Consider the following 14,534-nt stretch of genomic DNA (forward strand, 5'->3'; position numbering starts at 1 on the left):
GCCCGGCGGGGGCCCCGATATCCTGGCTTCCGGTCCGGGCCCCAGCCCCGGGTGCGTTCCGCCCGGAAGGAAGCCGCTCGTGGAGTTCCGGCTGCTCGGCACGGTCTCCGTCGAAACCCACCGAGGACCGCTGCCGCTCGGCCCCGCGAAACGGCGCAGCCTGCTCGCCGCCCTGCTGCTCTCCGTCAACACACCCGTCTCCGTCGCCCGGCTGACGGAATCCCTGTGGGACGACATACCCCCGCCGCGGGCCCGCAGCGTCATCCAGGGACACGTCTCACGCCTCCGCGCCCTGCTGGTGGACGCGGAGGCTTCGGCGTACGGCGTGGAGCTGCTCACCCTCGGCGACGCCTACGTCCTGCGCGCTTCCGAAACCCTGCTGGACTCCCAGCGGTTCGAGGAGCTCCTGATGCTGGCGCGGCAGCAGCGCAGCACCGCCGACTCCGTCCTCATGCTCAAGGACGCTCTCGCACTGTGGCAGGGCCCCGCCCTCACCGGGGCGCTCGCCGGTCCTCCGCTGCAGGCCGCGGCGCACACGCTGGAGGAATCGCGGCTGGCCACGGTGGAAGAACTCGCCCGTGCCCACGGGCACCTCGGCGAGCACCACCGGGCCGCCGCCGTCCTGCGGACCGAAGCCGCGGCGCAACCCTTGCGGGAGTCCTTGTCCGCGGCCCTGGTCCTGGCGCTGTACCGGGCGGGGCGCCAGTCCGAGGCCCTGGACTGGTTCCACCGCACGAGGCGGCTGCTCGCCGACGAGCTGGGCATCGACCCGGGACGCGAACTGGCCGACGCGTACGCGCTGATCCTGCGCGGCGATCCCGGGCCCCCCGCGCTCCCGGAACGCCACGAGGCGGCGGAGCCGGCCGGTGCCACCGGTACGGCACCGGGCGGCCCGGTACCCCCGGGGACCGGCGGGACGGCGGGCGGAACGCTCCCGGGACCGCCTCCGGCCCCCGCGCCCGGACCGCAGCGCGCCGCCCCGCACCCTCCCACCGGCCCGCACCCCATCGGCCCGCAGTCCACGGGCCCGCACCCCGCCGATCTGCTGCCCCGCGCGCCCCGCGGCTTCCACGGGCGCGCCGCCGAACTGGCCGCGCTCACCCGGGCCGCCGCGGGCGAGGCACCGGTGTGCCTGGTCACCGGCCCCGCGGGAGTGGGCAAGACCTCGCTGGCCGTCCAGTGGGCGCACCACAACCCCGCCGCGTTCCCGGACGGACGGCTCTTCGCCGATCTGCGCGGGTTCAGCGAGACGGGCGAGCCCGCACCGGTCGACGTGCTCCGCGAGTTCCTGCTCGCCCTCGGCGTGGCACCCCGTCGCGTTCCGGAGTCCGTCAGCGCGGCGGCCGCGCTCTTCCGCTCCCTGACCGAGCGGCGCCGGCTGCTGGTGATCCTCGACAACGCCCGCGATTCCGCGACCGTCCGCGCCCTGCTCCCCGGCGGCACCGGCAGCGTCACGGTCGTCACCAGCCGCCACCGGCTGGAGGGTCTCATCGCCTCGGACGCGGCCCGGCCCGTCCCGCTCGACATCCTCGAACCCCAGGACGGCACGGCCCTGCTCGCCGGCGTCCTCGGCGAGCGGAGAGTCCGCGCCGAACCCGTGGCCGCCCGCCGCCTGGCCGAACTCTGCGGTGGCCTTCCACTCGCCCTGCGGGTCACGGCCGCCCGGCTCGCCGGCCGGCCGCAGCGGACCCTCGCCGGAATGGCCGAGGAACTGGCCGACGAACGCGGCCGGCTGGCCCGCCTCGACGTGGACGACATCGGCGTCTCGGCCGCTCTCCGGCTGACCGTGCAACAACTTCCCCCGGACGCAGTGCACTTGCTGACCCGCCTCGGCCACCACCCCGGCGGCCACTTCGACCCGTACACCTGCGCGGCGCTCGCCGGTACCGGCCCCACCGCCGCGTCGGCCGCCCTGGAACGGCTCGGCTCCGCCCACCTCGTGACCGAGACCTCGCCGGAGCACTGGGTGCTGCACGACCTGGTGCGTCTGTACGCCCGGGAGCTCGACCCGGCGGCCGGGGCCGAGGCCCTGATCGGCGTACTCGACCACTGCATCGCCACGGCCCTCGCCGCCTCCGACGCCGCGGAGCCCGGCGGCGAGCCCTGCTTCGTCCTGCCGGAGGACTATCACCGACCCGCCGCCGTTCGGGACTTCGCCGACCGTGCCGCGGCGATGCGCTGGCTGGCCGCCGAACGGGACGACCTGGCACGGGCCGCCGTCGCGGCGAGGGAGGCCGGTCTGCACGACCGGGCCTGGCGGATCATCCTGCTCCAGTGGCCGCAGGTGGTGTGGCGGGTACGGGACAGCTGGTCCCCGCTGCTGGAGCTGGCCCTGGACTCCGCGCGGGCGCAGCGGGACCCGTACGCCGAGTCGCGCGTGCTCAGCCTGCTGGGCTGGGTCCTGGCGGAGGAGGGCAGGACCGCCGAGGCGGCCGTCCTCCTGGAGCGCTCGCCGGGTCTCGCGCGGCAGGCCGGTGACCGGCTGGGCGAGGCGACGGCGCTGATCAACCTGGCGGTCGTCCAAGCGGTCCGGGGCGAGGCCGGGACGGCCCTGGAGGGCTGCGAGCGGGCCGTCGCGCTGGCCCGGGAGGAGGGCGACCGGCACACGGAGACGCTCGCGCTGCAGCATCTGGCCCGGTTGCAGCTCGTGGCCGGCCGTCCCGCCGCCGCCCTGGCGACCGCACGTGCGGCACTGGAACTGGGGCCGGAACAGCAGGAGGCGGCCCGCCGCTCCCTGCTGCTCGCCGTCGCCGGCGAGGCCCGGCTGGCGCTCGGCGAGGAGGACGGGGGCATCCTGCTGCTGGACCGGGCGGCCGAGGAAGCGGAACGCGCCGGATACGACGAGGGCGCGGTGCGCGCCCTGGAGGTCCTGCTGCGGGTCTCGGCGCGGGCGGACCACCGGATCCGGCACGAGCTGGCCCTGCGCAGGCTCACCGACACGAGCTGAGCGGGGCGGTCCGGCGGCGGAGGGCCTGAGCCGGGTGAAGAGCGCGACGGGTGTGAAAGCCGCGAAGAGCCACCCCCGAGCGGCGCCGTCCGGCGCAGCGTCAGCAGGACGTCAGCGGGACACCAGCGGAACGTCAGCGGCGGGGCCCAGACTCGGAGATGTCAGCAGCTCACGGCGTTACGGCCACCGCCGGCACACCGTCGTCCCACCATTCCCCGGGGGAATATCCATGCGTACGTCCGCCAACCGCACCACCGTCCTCGCCGCCGCGGCCGCCGCCGCGCTCTCGCTGGCCCTCACCGCCTGCGACGACACCGACGCCGGCACGAAGTCCGCCGGTACGGAGTCCGCCGGCACGGTGCTGAGCGGCTCGGCGACGCCCGCCGCCCCGGCCGACCCCGCGTCGGACCCGGGCTCCGCGCGGAGCGCCGGCGCGACGGAGGGCACCGGTACGGCTCAGGCCGCCGGTACGGCGACGGCCGCGGGCGGCGGAACCGGAACCTCCTCGGGCACCCCCGCCTGCACCACCAGGACTCTCGCGATCAGTGCCGCGGTGCAGGACGGCCCGCCCTACACCCACATCGTGCTGACCGCGAAGAACACCTCGGGACACAGCTGCCTGATGCCGGGCTTCCCGGAGATCCGGTTCCTGGAGAACGCCCTCGGCGGCGCCCCTGCGGTCGCCAGGAGCAAGCCCGCCGAAGCGGTCGTCCTCACCGCCGGTGCTCCCGCCTACGCGGTGGTGCGGCTGTCGGACGGCGGAACGGACGAGGCCGTCAGGACGGCGGAGGACTTCACCCTCACCTTCCCGGCCGGCGCGGGCATGGCCACCGTGAAGGCCCCCGGCTCCGGCGGTATCGCCGTGGACCCCGCGAAGTGGGCGACCGGCTACTGGACGCCCGAACTCCGCAACGGTGCCGACGAGTTCTGAGGACCCGCCGACGAGGACCCGCCGACGAGGACCCGCTTCCGAGGAGCCTGCCGGAGGAAGGCCCATCGGCGGGCTCCGGTGCCCCGGAGCCCGCCGGTCGGGCCGTACGTACCGGTCAGGCGTCGTCCATGCCCGCGAGGACCAGCGGCAGCCGGGCCACGCCGTCCGCCGTCACGACGACCGGTACGCCCCAGTCCTGCTGGTGGACGTGGCAGGCCGGGTACTCGTTCGCCGGGTCGTCGTCGCAGGACGCGGCCATCGCCGAGACGTGCAGGATGCCCTCGGTGACCCCGTCCGCGAGCACCAGGTCGCGGAAGAGGTCCGTACCCGCACCCGAACCCTCGGCCAGCAGCTCCGGCGGGGTCGAGGAGACCAGCAGCCGGGTGGAGGGGCCGTACCGCAGGTCGAGCTTCTGACCGGCCGGCGCCTGGAAGATCACGTCCAGCCGGAGGTTCCCGGCGGCGACCTCGGTGGCCGCGCGCCGGGTACGGTGCGCGCCGCCGTCGACCCGCAGCGCCTCCTCGGGCAGCCGCAGCCGGGTCAGCCGGTGCCGCGCCGACTCCACGACCACCAGGTCGCCGTCGACCAGCACCGCGTCGCTCGGCTCCCGCAGATCGGTCGCGAGCGTCGTCACCTCGCCGCTCGCCGGGTCGAAGCGCCGCAGCGCGTTGTTGTACGTGTCCGAGACCGCCACCGACCCGTCCGGCAGCGCGGTGACGCCCAGCGGGTGCTGGAACAGCGCCTGGTCCGCCGCCCCGTCGCGGTGCCCGAAGTCGAAGAGACCGGTGCCCACGGCCGTGGTCACCACGCCCGCGCGGTCCACGAAGCGCAGCGCCGAGGTCTCGGAGTCGGCGATCCACAGCCGCTCCCCGTCGGCGGAGGCCGCGAGCCCGGACGGCTGCGCGAACCACGCCTCGGCCACCGGACCGTCGACGAGGCCCTCGTTGGTGGTGCCCGCCGCGACCTGGACGGTCCCGGCCCCGGGGTCGTACGTCCACAGCTGGTGCACGCCCGCCATGGCGATCCAGAGGCGGTCGCCGAACCAGGCGATGTCCCACGGCGAGGAGAGGTCCACCTCGCGCGCCGGACCCGAGGTCGCGGACCCCTGCCACCACTGGTTGCCGGTGCCGGCGAGCGTCACCGTACGGCCGGTGGTCAGGTCCAGGGCGCGCAGCGCGTGGTTGACGGTGTCCGCGACGGCGATCCGGCCGTCCGGCAGCACCGCGAGGCCTTGCGGCTCGCTGAACCGCACCTCGTCGCGGGCGCCGTCGGTGAAGCCGCGCTCGCCGGTGCCGTAGTGGCCGCGTACCGTCTCGCCGTCCGCCTCCAGCTCGACCAGCCGGTGCCGGGTGGTGTCCGAGACCAGGAAGCCGCCGTCCGGCAGCAGCAGCGCCTTGCCGGGGAACCGCAGGTGCGAGGCGACCGGCTCGGGCGCCACGTACGGGCCGTCCCCGCGCCGCAGGGTGCCCTTCGCCGCGTGCTCGGCCTCCAGCTCGTCCACCAGCTTCGCGATGGCGTGGGCGTGGCCCTCACCGGCGTGCTGGGCGACGACGTACCCCTCGGGGTCGACGACGACCAGCGTCGGCCAGGCGCGGACCGCGTACTGCTTCCACGTCGCGAGCTCCGGGTCGTCGAGCACCGGGTGGTGCACCTCGTACCGCTCCACGGCGTCCACGACGGCCTGGTGCTCCGCCTCGTGCACGAACTTCGGCGAGTGCACGCCGATGATCACCACGGTGTCGCGGTGCTTCTCCTCCAGCTCGCGCAGCTCGTCGAGGACGTGCAGGCAGTTCACGCAGCAGAAGGTCCAGAAATCGAGGACGACAATGCGTCCTCGCAGGTCAGCAAGGGTGTACTGCTGGCCACCCGTGTTGAGCCAGCCGCCCTTGCCGATGAGCTCGGGGGCGCGGACACGGGCACGGTGGGGCGCGGGGGTGGGCGCCGGGGCGGCATCGTTCATGCTTCAAGGGTGCCACTCGCGGCAGCGTCGCCGATCACGGGTGGTGGCGGGTGGCGGCACGGCAGGACGGGCTTCCGGCGGCCTCAGCCGCTGAGGAACACCGTGCACGTCCCCGACCGGTCGACGACCGCCGCGTACACCGTCCACAGCCGAGACCCCTTCGCCCGGACGTAGGCCGGGCCGGCGTCCAAGGGGAACCCCGCCTCCAGAACGTCCGTCTCCACCGCGTCGGGGGTCTTCCTCCCGGCGGAGACGAGCTGGTTCTCCCGGGCGAAGGCCGGAACGCCGTCGCAGGGCATCGAGAACTCGACTCGGAACGGGTACCCGTCCAGCGCCTTGAGCGCGCCGTAGGTGATCTCGTCGGCCCCCTCGGGCAGGCGGACGCCGTAGTCGGACAGGGCTTCGCGCAGGTCGACGTCGGCGGTGTCCGCCGGAGACTCGTACGGAAAGGGCCCGGCGTGCTCGGCGGAGTGCAGCCCCTCCGGATCGCAGGCGGTCACCCCGCCGACGAGAAGTGCCACACCCACGAACAACGCCGGTATCCGCTTCGGGCAGTGGATCACGTTCTCTCCTCGGGGCTGTCGGGCGTCCGGGCGGTCGGCTGTCCGTCGGCACGCGACGGACCGGTGCGGACGCGCCTTCGGCAAGGTGCGTCCCGGCACCTCTTCACGCCCCTGACTACGCGGCGCCCGGCCCTGGTTCCCGCCGCGCGCGAAGTGGCAGAAGCCGTCGCCGGAGCCGGTGCCGATGTTCATGCCGGGTTCACCCCGCGCTCCCCTCCGGAGCGGGTACGCGGTCCGGCCGCCGCAGTGCTCCGGCACCTCGCGCGCCCCCATGCATTCCGTGGCCGCCTCCGGGAACCTGTGCTCCATGAGACTTCTCGTACGCGAGCGACTGTTCGCCATCGGCGACGACTACTGGATCGAGGACACCGAGGGCCGCAAGGTGTTCCTCGTCGACGGCAAGGCCCTGCGGGTACGCGACACCTTCGAGCTGAAGGACGCGAACGGCCGGGTCCTCGTGGAGCTGCGGCAGAAGCTGATCAGCATCCGCGACACGATGATCATCGAGCGCGACGGCGAGGAGCTGGCACGGGTCAAGAAGAAGCACCTGTCGCTGCTCCGCAACCACTACCGCGTGACCATGGCGGACGGCACCGAACTCAACGTCAGCGGCAAGATCCTCGACCGCGAGTTCGCGATCGACTACGACGACGAGCTGCTGGCCCAGATCTCCCGCCGCCTGCTCAGCATCCGCGACACGTACGGCATCGACATCGTCCGCGAGGACGCCGACGCCTCGCTGCTGATCGCGGTCGCGATGTGCGTGATCGTGCTGGCGGAGAAGGAGCACGACAAGGACGACGACTGAGGGACGACGACTGCGGGACGACGACTGCGGCGTCTTCGCGCCGCCCGCGGACGGCGGCTCGCTCCGCACCGGCAGGGCCCTGAATCGGCCGGCTTCACCGACTCGGGCCCCTCACCCCACCACCCCCGGCCGCTCCACGCCCAGCCGACGGTCCATCAGCGCCGGGAACTGCGCGCGGGTCTTCTCCACCGTCGCCGGGTCGAACTCCACCCGCAGGATCTCCTCCCCCGCCCCCGCCTCGGCGAGGACCTCGCCCCACGGGTCGACCGCGATGGTGCGGCCCGCCTGGGGGACGTCGGCGTGGGTGCCGGCGGTGCCGACGGCGAGGACGTACGCCTGGTTCTCGACGGCGCGGGCCTGGGCGAGGAGGGTCCAGTGGGCGCGGCGGCGTTCGGGCCAGCCGGCGGGGATGACGAGGGTCTGGGCGCCCGCGTCGACGAGGCCCCGGAAGAGTTCGGGGAAGCGGAGGTCGTAGCAGGTGGCGAGGCCCAGGGTGGTGTCCGGGAGGGGGACGGTGACGAGGCTTTCGCCGGCGCCCATCAGGGTCGCTTCGCCCTGGTCGAAGCCGAAGCGGTGGATCTTGCGGTAGGTGGCGACGCGTTCGCCGCGGGGGTCGAGGACGAGGGAGGTGTTGTAGAGGGTGCCGTCCTCGGCGCGTTCGACGAAGGATCCGGCGTGCAGCCAGACGCCCGCTTCCGCCGCCGCGCGGGACATCACTTCGTGGGTGGGGCCTTCGAGGGGTTCGGCCTCGTCGGCGAACCGGGTGAAGGCGAAGGCGCCCACCGGCCAGAGTTCGGGAAGGACCACCAAATCGGCCGGATTCGGCCCTGACGCCTCGCCGACCACCAGCGAAGCCGCCCTCGCTCTGCGGTGATTGACGGGTTCGTCCGGGTTTACCGCGATCTGGATCAGAGAGGCGCGCACAGTACCACCGTCCTGGCATTCGAGCCGTCAACACCGGCCTACGATCGTCACACGAAAGCACTGCCGGGGTGCCTGCTCGCAGCGTAACTTGGAACTTTCCTGAGGAACGAAACTCCCACGCAGCTCGCAGACAGCGCCGTCAGTGCCAGCCCGCCCGCCCGCACTCCCTGCTCTCCAGCCCACGCACCGAAGAACCGCACGAGGGGTCCCGTGACCGTCCATCCCAGCCTCCAGACCTACGCCGACGCCTGGACCCACTCCATCGAGGCGATAACGGAGCTGGTGCTGCCGCTCGCCGAGGGGGACTGGAACCTCCGTACGCCGTGCCCCGCCTGGTCGGTGCGCGACATCGTGTCGCACATCATCGGCATGGAGTGCGAGCAGCTCGGCGACCCGCGGCCCATCCACACGCTGCCGCGCGACCTGTACCACGTACAGAGCGACATGGCGCGGTACATGGAGATGCAGGTCGACGTGCGGCGCCACCACACCTCGCCCGAGATGACCTCGGAGCTGGAGTACACGGTCATCCGCCGCTCCCGGCAGCTGCGGAACGAGTCGCGCGCCCCCGAGACGATGGTCCGGGCACCCCTGGGCGCCGAGCAGACCCTCGAAGTCGCCCTGCACATGCGGGCCTTCGACGTGTGGGTGCACGAGCAGGACCTGCGTACGGCGCTCCGGCAGCCCGGCAACCTCGACTCCCCGGGCGCCCACATCGTCCGCGACACCCTGCTGGAGGCGCTGCCGAAGGTCGTCGCCAAGGACGCGGGCGCCCCGGCGAACTCGGCCGTGGTGCTCGACGTGCAGGGGCCGCTGGAGTTCCTCCGCACGGTCCGGGTGGACGCGGAGGGGCGCGGTTCGATCGACGGTTCGCCGTCGCTGGGCCCCGCCGTGACGCTGGCGATGGACTGGGAGACGTACTACCGGCTGGCCTGCGGGCGGGTGCGCCCGTCGAGCGTCGCGGACCGGATCAAGGTCGAGGGCGACGAGGACCTGGCGGCGGCGATCCTGCACCGGTTCGCGGTCACTCCGTAGACGTACGGAGACCGTCAGCGGACCAGGGGCAGGAAGACCGTGTCGACGATCTCTTCGAGCACGTCGTCCGGCACGGGGGCGTAGGTCGTGAGGAGCTCGTGGCGCAGCAGGTCGAAGGGGAGTGACCTGATGCGCTCGGTGAGGCGTTCCGGCCGGACCTCGCCGCGCCTGACGGCGCGGTCGTAGAGCACGTCGACGGCTTCCTTGCGCCCGCTGGTGAGAGGGGAGCGCGGGGCGTCCGGGCCGGCGGCCCGGTGGTAGTCGGCGAGCTGCACGCTCATGACGGTGACGAGTTCGATGCGGGTGGCGTTGATCTCGCGCATGAGGGTGAGGACATCCCCGCGCAGGCTCCCCGTGTCGGGGACGTCGAGGAGGGCCCCGTTCATGACGTGCTGGAGGGTGGCCCGGACGAGGGCGTCGCGGTCGGACCAGCGGCGGTAGAGCACGGGCGGGCTGGTGCCCGCGCGCTGGACCACGGCGTCCATGGTGAACCGGGCGTAGCCGTGGGCGGTGAGTTCTTCCCACGCGGCGTCGAGGAGTGCCTTCTCCAGCGCCGGTCCGCGTCGCCGCTCGGCCATCACGTCTCCTTGGAGGTCATCCCAGGCGCCCTGACACCGGGAACACTTAGATAGATTTGCCTATCTTATTTCGGAGCCCTACGCTGAGCTCCGTAAGATAGGACTCTATATCTTAGGTGGTCGTCGGCCTTGCGTACGCACCAGGGGAACGGGACCGCGCCTCCGAAGCCCGCACCCGCCCCGAAGACCGCCCCCCGCTCCCTCCGCGAGGCGTGGGTGGCGCTGGCCGGGCTGTCGGCGGTGTTCCTCTTCGAGATGCTGGACAACTCGGTCCTGAACGTCGCGCTCCCGACGATCGGGCGGCAGACGCACGCGTCGACCACCGCGCTCCAGTGGGTGACGGGGGTGTACGCGGTCGTGTTCGGCGGGCTGATGCTCGCGTTCGGCGCGGTCGCCGACCGGTACGGGCGACGGCGGGTGATGCTCGTCGGGCTGGTGCTGCTGGGCGTCGCGAGCCTGGCGACGGCGTGCGTCACCACCCCGGGGCAGCTGATCGCGGTCCGCGCGGTGACGGGGGTCGCGGCGGCGATGACCACGCCGGGGTCGATGGCGCTGGCCTTCCGGCTCTTCGACGAGGACGGGCTGCGCGTACGGGCGACCACCCTGATCTCCACCGTGGGCCTGGTGGGGCTCGCGGTCGGGCCGACGGCGGGTGGTTTCGTGCTCGCGGTCGCGCCGTGGCAGGTGCTGCTGCTGGTGAACGTGCCGGTCGCCGCGCTCGCGTTCCTGGGGATACGCCGGGGCATCGCGCCCGACGGGGCGGCGGAGCTCCACCGCGATCCGGTGGACGTGGCCGGAGCGGCGCTCGGTACGGCCACGATCGTGGCGGCGCTCCTCGTGCCGACGCTCTTCGTGGACCGGGGCGTCGGCTCCTGGGCCCCGTGGGCGGCTCTGGCGGCGGTCGTGGCGGGGGCGGTGCTGTTCGTCCTGCGCGAGCGGTCGGCGCGCCACCCGCTCCTCGACCTTCGGCTCCTCGCCGCCCCGCTGGTGTCGAGCGGCCTGGCGTTCAAGGCCGCGGCCGGACTGGCGGCGGCCGGGCTCGGCTACCTGGTGACGCTGCGGCTCCAGCTGGACTGGGGGTGGTCGCCCGGACAGGCCGCCCTCGGGATGCTGCCGCAGGTGGTCGTGCTGGTCGCGGGCGGCGCGTTCGTCCGGCCGTTCGTGGAACGGGCCGGGCTCGAACGGGCCGCGTGGCTCAGCGCCTCGGCGGTCGTCGCCGGGCTCGCCGTCCACTCCCTGCTGGGCGGGTACGGCTACGGGTGGGTCGCGCTCGCCCTCGTACTCGTGGCGGCCGGGATGCGGGTGGTCGGGGTCGTCGCCGGGGTCAACGTGCTGCGGGGGCTGCCCGGGAACCGGACCACGACCGGCGCGGCCCTCGTCGACACCGCCTCCGAGGTCAGCTCCGGCGCCGCCGTCGCGGTGGCCGGTACGGTCCTCGCCGCACTGTTCACCGGCAGCGTCGCCGACGCGCACTGGAGCGCGCGGCAGACCGCGGAGTTCCAGCGGGCCACCACGGTCGCGGGCCTCGCGCTCACCGTCCTGGCCGCCGCACTCGTCGGCTGGGGGTTCGCCCGGGCCCGCGCCCCGCGGGCCGCCCGCGAGAACGGGTGACCCCGCACCCCGGCCCGGAACGGCTCACACCGGTACGTGCACCGCCTCCACCCGGCTGACCACGTGGTGCTCGCGCTCCCGTGCCGCCGCGCGCTTGCGCAGCCGCAGGATCTGTACGAGGCCGAGCGCCTCCAGGACGAACACCGAGGAGAACGCGGTCGTGTAGTCGTCGCCGGTCGCGTCGAGCAGCACCCCGACCAGGAAGAGCGTGGTCATCGAGGCGATGAAGCCGCCCATGTTGACGATGCCGGAGGCGGTGCCCTGGCGCTCGGGCGGGTTGGCGGGCCGGCCGAAGTCGAAGCCGATCATCGACGCGGGGCCGCAGGCGCCCAGCACCACGCACAACGCGACCAGCAGCCACATCGGCGCGTGGCCCGGGTGGAAGATGGTGGCCGCCCAGAGCACCGCCGTCGCCCCGACCGTGCCGAGGGCGAGCGGGAGCCGGGCCGCGTGGTGGCGGGCGATGACCTGTCCGTAGACGAGACCCACCGACATGTTGGAGAGCACCACCAGGGTGAGCAGGCTGCCTGCGGTGCCCCGGCTCAGCCCCTGGTCCTCCACGAGGAACGGCAGCCCCCACAGCAGCAGGAAGACCATCGCCGGGAACTGCGTGGTGAAGTGGACCCACATCCCGAGCCGGGTGCCGGGCTCACGCCAGCACGCGGCGATCTGCCGGCGTACGTACGCGGCGCCCGCGTGCTCCGCGGGCGGCGGCTCGTGGCCCTCGGGGTGGTCCTTCAGGAAGAGCAGCATCAGGACGAGCACCAGCACACCCGCCAACGAGCTGCCGACGAAGGTCTTCGTCCAGCCGAAGCCGTGCAGGGCACGCGCGATGAAGAGGGTGGAGACGAGGTTGCCCGCCATCCCGAAGAGCGCGGCGACCTGCCCGATCAGCGGTCCGCGCCGGGCCGGGAACCACCGGCTGCCGAGCCGCAGCACGCTGATGAACGTCATGGCGTCGCCGCAGCCGAGCAGCGCGCGCGAGGCCAGCGCGGTGCCGTACGACGGGGAGAGCGCGAAGCCGAGCTGGCCCGCGGTGAAGAGGATCGCCCCGAGGGCGAGGACCTTCTTGGTGCCGAGCCGGTCGACCATCAGGCCGACGGGTATCTGCATCCCCGCGTACACGAGCAGCTGGAGGATGGAGAAGGTCGACAGGGCGGAGGCGTTGACGTCGAACCGCGCGGCGGCGTCGAGTCCGGCGACCCCCAGGCTCGTACGGAAGATGATCGCCACGAAGTAGACGGCGACCCCGATGCCCCATATCCACACGGCCCGCCGGCCGCCGGGCGGATCGCCGGGCAGCGAGAGGGTGGGTGCGGCTGCCGAACTCATCGGTCCTCACCCCGCACCAGCACCTTGACCCGGCCGACGTGCTGCCGGACGACCCCAGCGGCCGCCTCGGCATCACCCGATCGAATGGCTTCCAACAGATCGGTGTGCTCGGCGATGTTGGCGGCGATCCTGCCGGGATGCGCCTCCATCACGGCGACGCCCATCCTCAACTGCCGGTCGCGGAGCTGGTCGTAGAGGCGGGAGAGGATCTGGTTGCCCGCGTTGCGCACGATCTCGGCGTGGAAGCAGCGGTCGGCGACGGAGACCGCGGCCAGGTCCCCGGCCCGCGCGAGGGTGCTCTGCTCGGCGAGCAGCTCTTCGAGCCTGCCGATCAGCCGAGGGGAGGCCGGAACCGCCTTGCGGGCGGCGAACTCCTCGACCAGCAACCGGGTTTCGATGACGTCGGCGATCTCCTGCGCGGAGACCGCGAGGACGAGCGCACCCTTCTTCGGGTAGAGCTTGATCAGCCCTTCCACTTCGAGGCGGAGCAGCGCCTCGCGTACGGGGGTCCGGGAGACGCCGACCGCGTCGGCGAGGCCCCCCTCGGTGAGGAGCGTCCCGCCCTCGTAACGGCGGTCGAGAACCGCCTCCTTGACGTGGGAGTAGACGCGTTCGGCAGCGGGAGGCGGTTTGGGTTCCGCCCGGTGGGCAGCAGGGGAAGCGGGAGGTGCGGCAGGCATGCACACAGCATAGATACAACATGGACGCATGCGGAAAGCCGTCCGTGATCCGGACGCCGCGGTGAACCCGTGAGCCTCTCCCGTACCGGAGGGAACGCCCGCCCCAGGGGTGACGGGGGTGTCCGCCCCGCGCGCTACGATGCGCAGCGCTCCGCACGCCGCCAAACGCGCCCCGGCGCCAGCACATCCAAGCGGCCGTCCCAGGAGTCTCACCATCAGCGGCTCCCATGCAGTCGCATTCCAGTGGCATTTGGAGCATTTATCTTGAAGATCCGCATGAGGGGCATTCGCCGCACTTCCGTCGCGGCGACCGTAACCCTGACGGCCGGTGCCGTCATCGCCGGTGGGGCGCTCGCCACCACCGCGCAGGCGGCCACGATCCCGACGCCCACCGTCGTCGCGCCCGGCGGGTTCGTGATGAACAACGCCAACGCCGCGACGCTCTACTCCAAGGGCGCCGACACCCGCAGGCCCACCGGCTCCACCACCAAGATCATGACCGCCAAGGTGGTGCTGGCGCAGAAGAACCTCAATCTGAACAGCACGGTCACGATCCAGAAGGCGTACAGCGACTACATCGTCTCGAAGGGCGCCTCCTCGGCGCACCTGATCGTCGGCGACAAGGTCACCGTGCGCCAGCTGCTGTACGGCCTGATGCTGCCGTCCGGCTGCGACGCGGCGTACGCGCTCGCCGACAAGTTCGGCACCGGCACGACCCGCGCGGCCCGGGTGAAGTCCTTCCTCGGCAAGATGAACGCCGACGCGAAGACCCTCGGCCTGAAGAACACGCACTTCGACTCGTTCGACGGCATAAGCAATGGCTCGAACTACTCGACCCCGCGCGACCTGACGAAGATCGCCAGCAGCGCCATGAAGAACTCCACCTTCCGCTCCATCGTCAAGACCAAGTCGACGAAGCAGAAGGTCACCACGAAGAGCGGCGGCTACCGCTACATGTCGTGGACCAACACCAACAAGCTGCTGAGCAGTTACAGCGGCATGATCGGCATCAAGACCGGCTCCGGCAGCAACGCCAAGTACTGCCTGGTCTTCGCCGCGACCCGCAGCGGCAAGACGGTGATCGGTGCCGTCCTGGCCTCCTCCACCGAGGCCACCCGCACGACCGACGTCAAGAAGCTCCTGGACTACGGCTTCAAGAAGTAGT

General features: G+C 72.8%; 12 protein-coding genes. 6 read left to right on the forward strand and 6 right to left on the reverse strand.

Going from position 1 to position 14,534, the window contains the following annotated elements:
* Positions 1–79: 79 nt before the first annotated feature.
* Positions 80–2,947 carry an AfsR/SARP family transcriptional regulator gene (locus tag ACWCSV_RS22975; protein WP_451145043.1) on the forward strand — a complete coding sequence of 956 codons (2,868 nt, stop codon included), beginning with the start codon at positions 80–82 and terminating at the stop codon, positions 2,945–2,947.
* 229 nt (positions 2,948–3,176) lie between these two features.
* Positions 3,177–3,878: a DUF4232 domain-containing protein gene (locus tag ACWCSV_RS22980; RefSeq protein WP_451145045.1), complete on the forward strand. Its 702-nt coding sequence runs from the start codon at positions 3,177–3,179 to the stop codon at positions 3,876–3,878.
* A gap of 115 nt (positions 3,879–3,993) precedes the next feature.
* Here the strand turns inward: ACWCSV_RS22980 and ACWCSV_RS22985 are convergent, their stop codons facing one another.
* Together ACWCSV_RS22985 and ACWCSV_RS22990 are read right to left on the reverse strand one after the other, a co-directional pair.
* Positions 3,994–5,838 (reverse strand): NHL domain-containing thioredoxin family protein, encoded by a 1,845-nt coding sequence (locus ACWCSV_RS22985; protein ID WP_451145047.1) that lies wholly within the window; start codon positions 5,836–5,838, stop codon positions 3,994–3,996.
* A gap of 83 nt (positions 5,839–5,921) precedes the next feature.
* Positions 5,922–6,401, reverse strand: coding sequence for a hypothetical protein (locus ACWCSV_RS22990; protein ID WP_451145049.1), 480 nt, complete (start codon positions 6,399–6,401; stop codon positions 5,922–5,924).
* A 307-nt stretch (positions 6,402–6,708) separates the two neighbouring features.
* Between ACWCSV_RS22990 and ACWCSV_RS22995 the strand changes: the two genes are divergently transcribed.
* Positions 6,709–7,209, forward strand: coding sequence for an LURP-one-related/scramblase family protein (locus ACWCSV_RS22995; protein ID WP_451145051.1), 501 nt, complete (start codon positions 6,709–6,711; stop codon positions 7,207–7,209).
* A gap of 111 nt (positions 7,210–7,320) precedes the next feature.
* Here ACWCSV_RS22995 and ACWCSV_RS23000 read toward each other — a convergent pair whose 3' ends face one another.
* Positions 7,321–8,133 (reverse strand): carbon-nitrogen family hydrolase, encoded by an 813-nt coding sequence (locus ACWCSV_RS23000; RefSeq protein ID WP_451145053.1) that lies wholly within the window; start codon positions 8,131–8,133, stop codon positions 7,321–7,323.
* Between the two features lie 210 nt (positions 8,134–8,343).
* Between ACWCSV_RS23000 and ACWCSV_RS23005 the strand changes: the two genes are divergently transcribed.
* A complete protein-coding gene (locus ACWCSV_RS23005; protein ID WP_451145055.1) occupies positions 8,344–9,168 on the forward strand; it encodes a maleylpyruvate isomerase family mycothiol-dependent enzyme in 825 nt (274 codons plus the stop codon).
* A gap of 14 nt (positions 9,169–9,182) precedes the next feature.
* On the opposite strand, the gene ACWCSV_RS23010 is transcribed toward ACWCSV_RS23005, so the two are convergent.
* Complete coding sequence (locus ACWCSV_RS23010; RefSeq protein WP_451145057.1) at positions 9,183–9,746, reverse strand: TetR/AcrR family transcriptional regulator; 564 nt, start codon at positions 9,744–9,746, stop codon at positions 9,183–9,185.
* A 129-nt stretch (positions 9,747–9,875) separates the two neighbouring features.
* Here ACWCSV_RS23010 and ACWCSV_RS23015 point away from each other — a divergent pair, with 129 nt between their 5' ends.
* On the forward strand, positions 9,876–11,357 hold the full coding sequence (locus ACWCSV_RS23015) for an MFS transporter (RefSeq protein WP_451145059.1): 1,482 nt from the start codon (positions 9,876–9,878) through the stop codon (positions 11,355–11,357).
* A 24-nt stretch (positions 11,358–11,381) separates the two neighbouring features.
* On the opposite strand, the gene ACWCSV_RS23020 is transcribed toward ACWCSV_RS23015, so the two are convergent.
* Positions 11,382–12,689, reverse strand: coding sequence for an MFS transporter (locus ACWCSV_RS23020; RefSeq protein ID WP_451145061.1), 1,308 nt, complete (start codon positions 12,687–12,689; stop codon positions 11,382–11,384).
* Positions 12,686–13,369, reverse strand: coding sequence for a GntR family transcriptional regulator (locus tag ACWCSV_RS23025; RefSeq protein WP_451145063.1), 684 nt, complete (start codon positions 13,367–13,369; stop codon positions 12,686–12,688). Before ACWCSV_RS23025 ends, ACWCSV_RS23020 begins: the two co-directional genes overlap by 4 nt.
* Positions 13,370–13,645: 276 nt before the next feature.
* Between ACWCSV_RS23025 and ACWCSV_RS23030 the strand changes: the two genes are divergently transcribed.
* Complete coding sequence (locus ACWCSV_RS23030) at positions 13,646–14,533, forward strand: D-alanyl-D-alanine carboxypeptidase family protein (RefSeq protein WP_451145065.1); 888 nt, start codon at positions 13,646–13,648, stop codon at positions 14,531–14,533.
* Position 14,534: the final 1 nt, after the last annotated feature.

It is taken from the genome of Streptomyces sp. NPDC001770, from assembly GCF_053596135.1.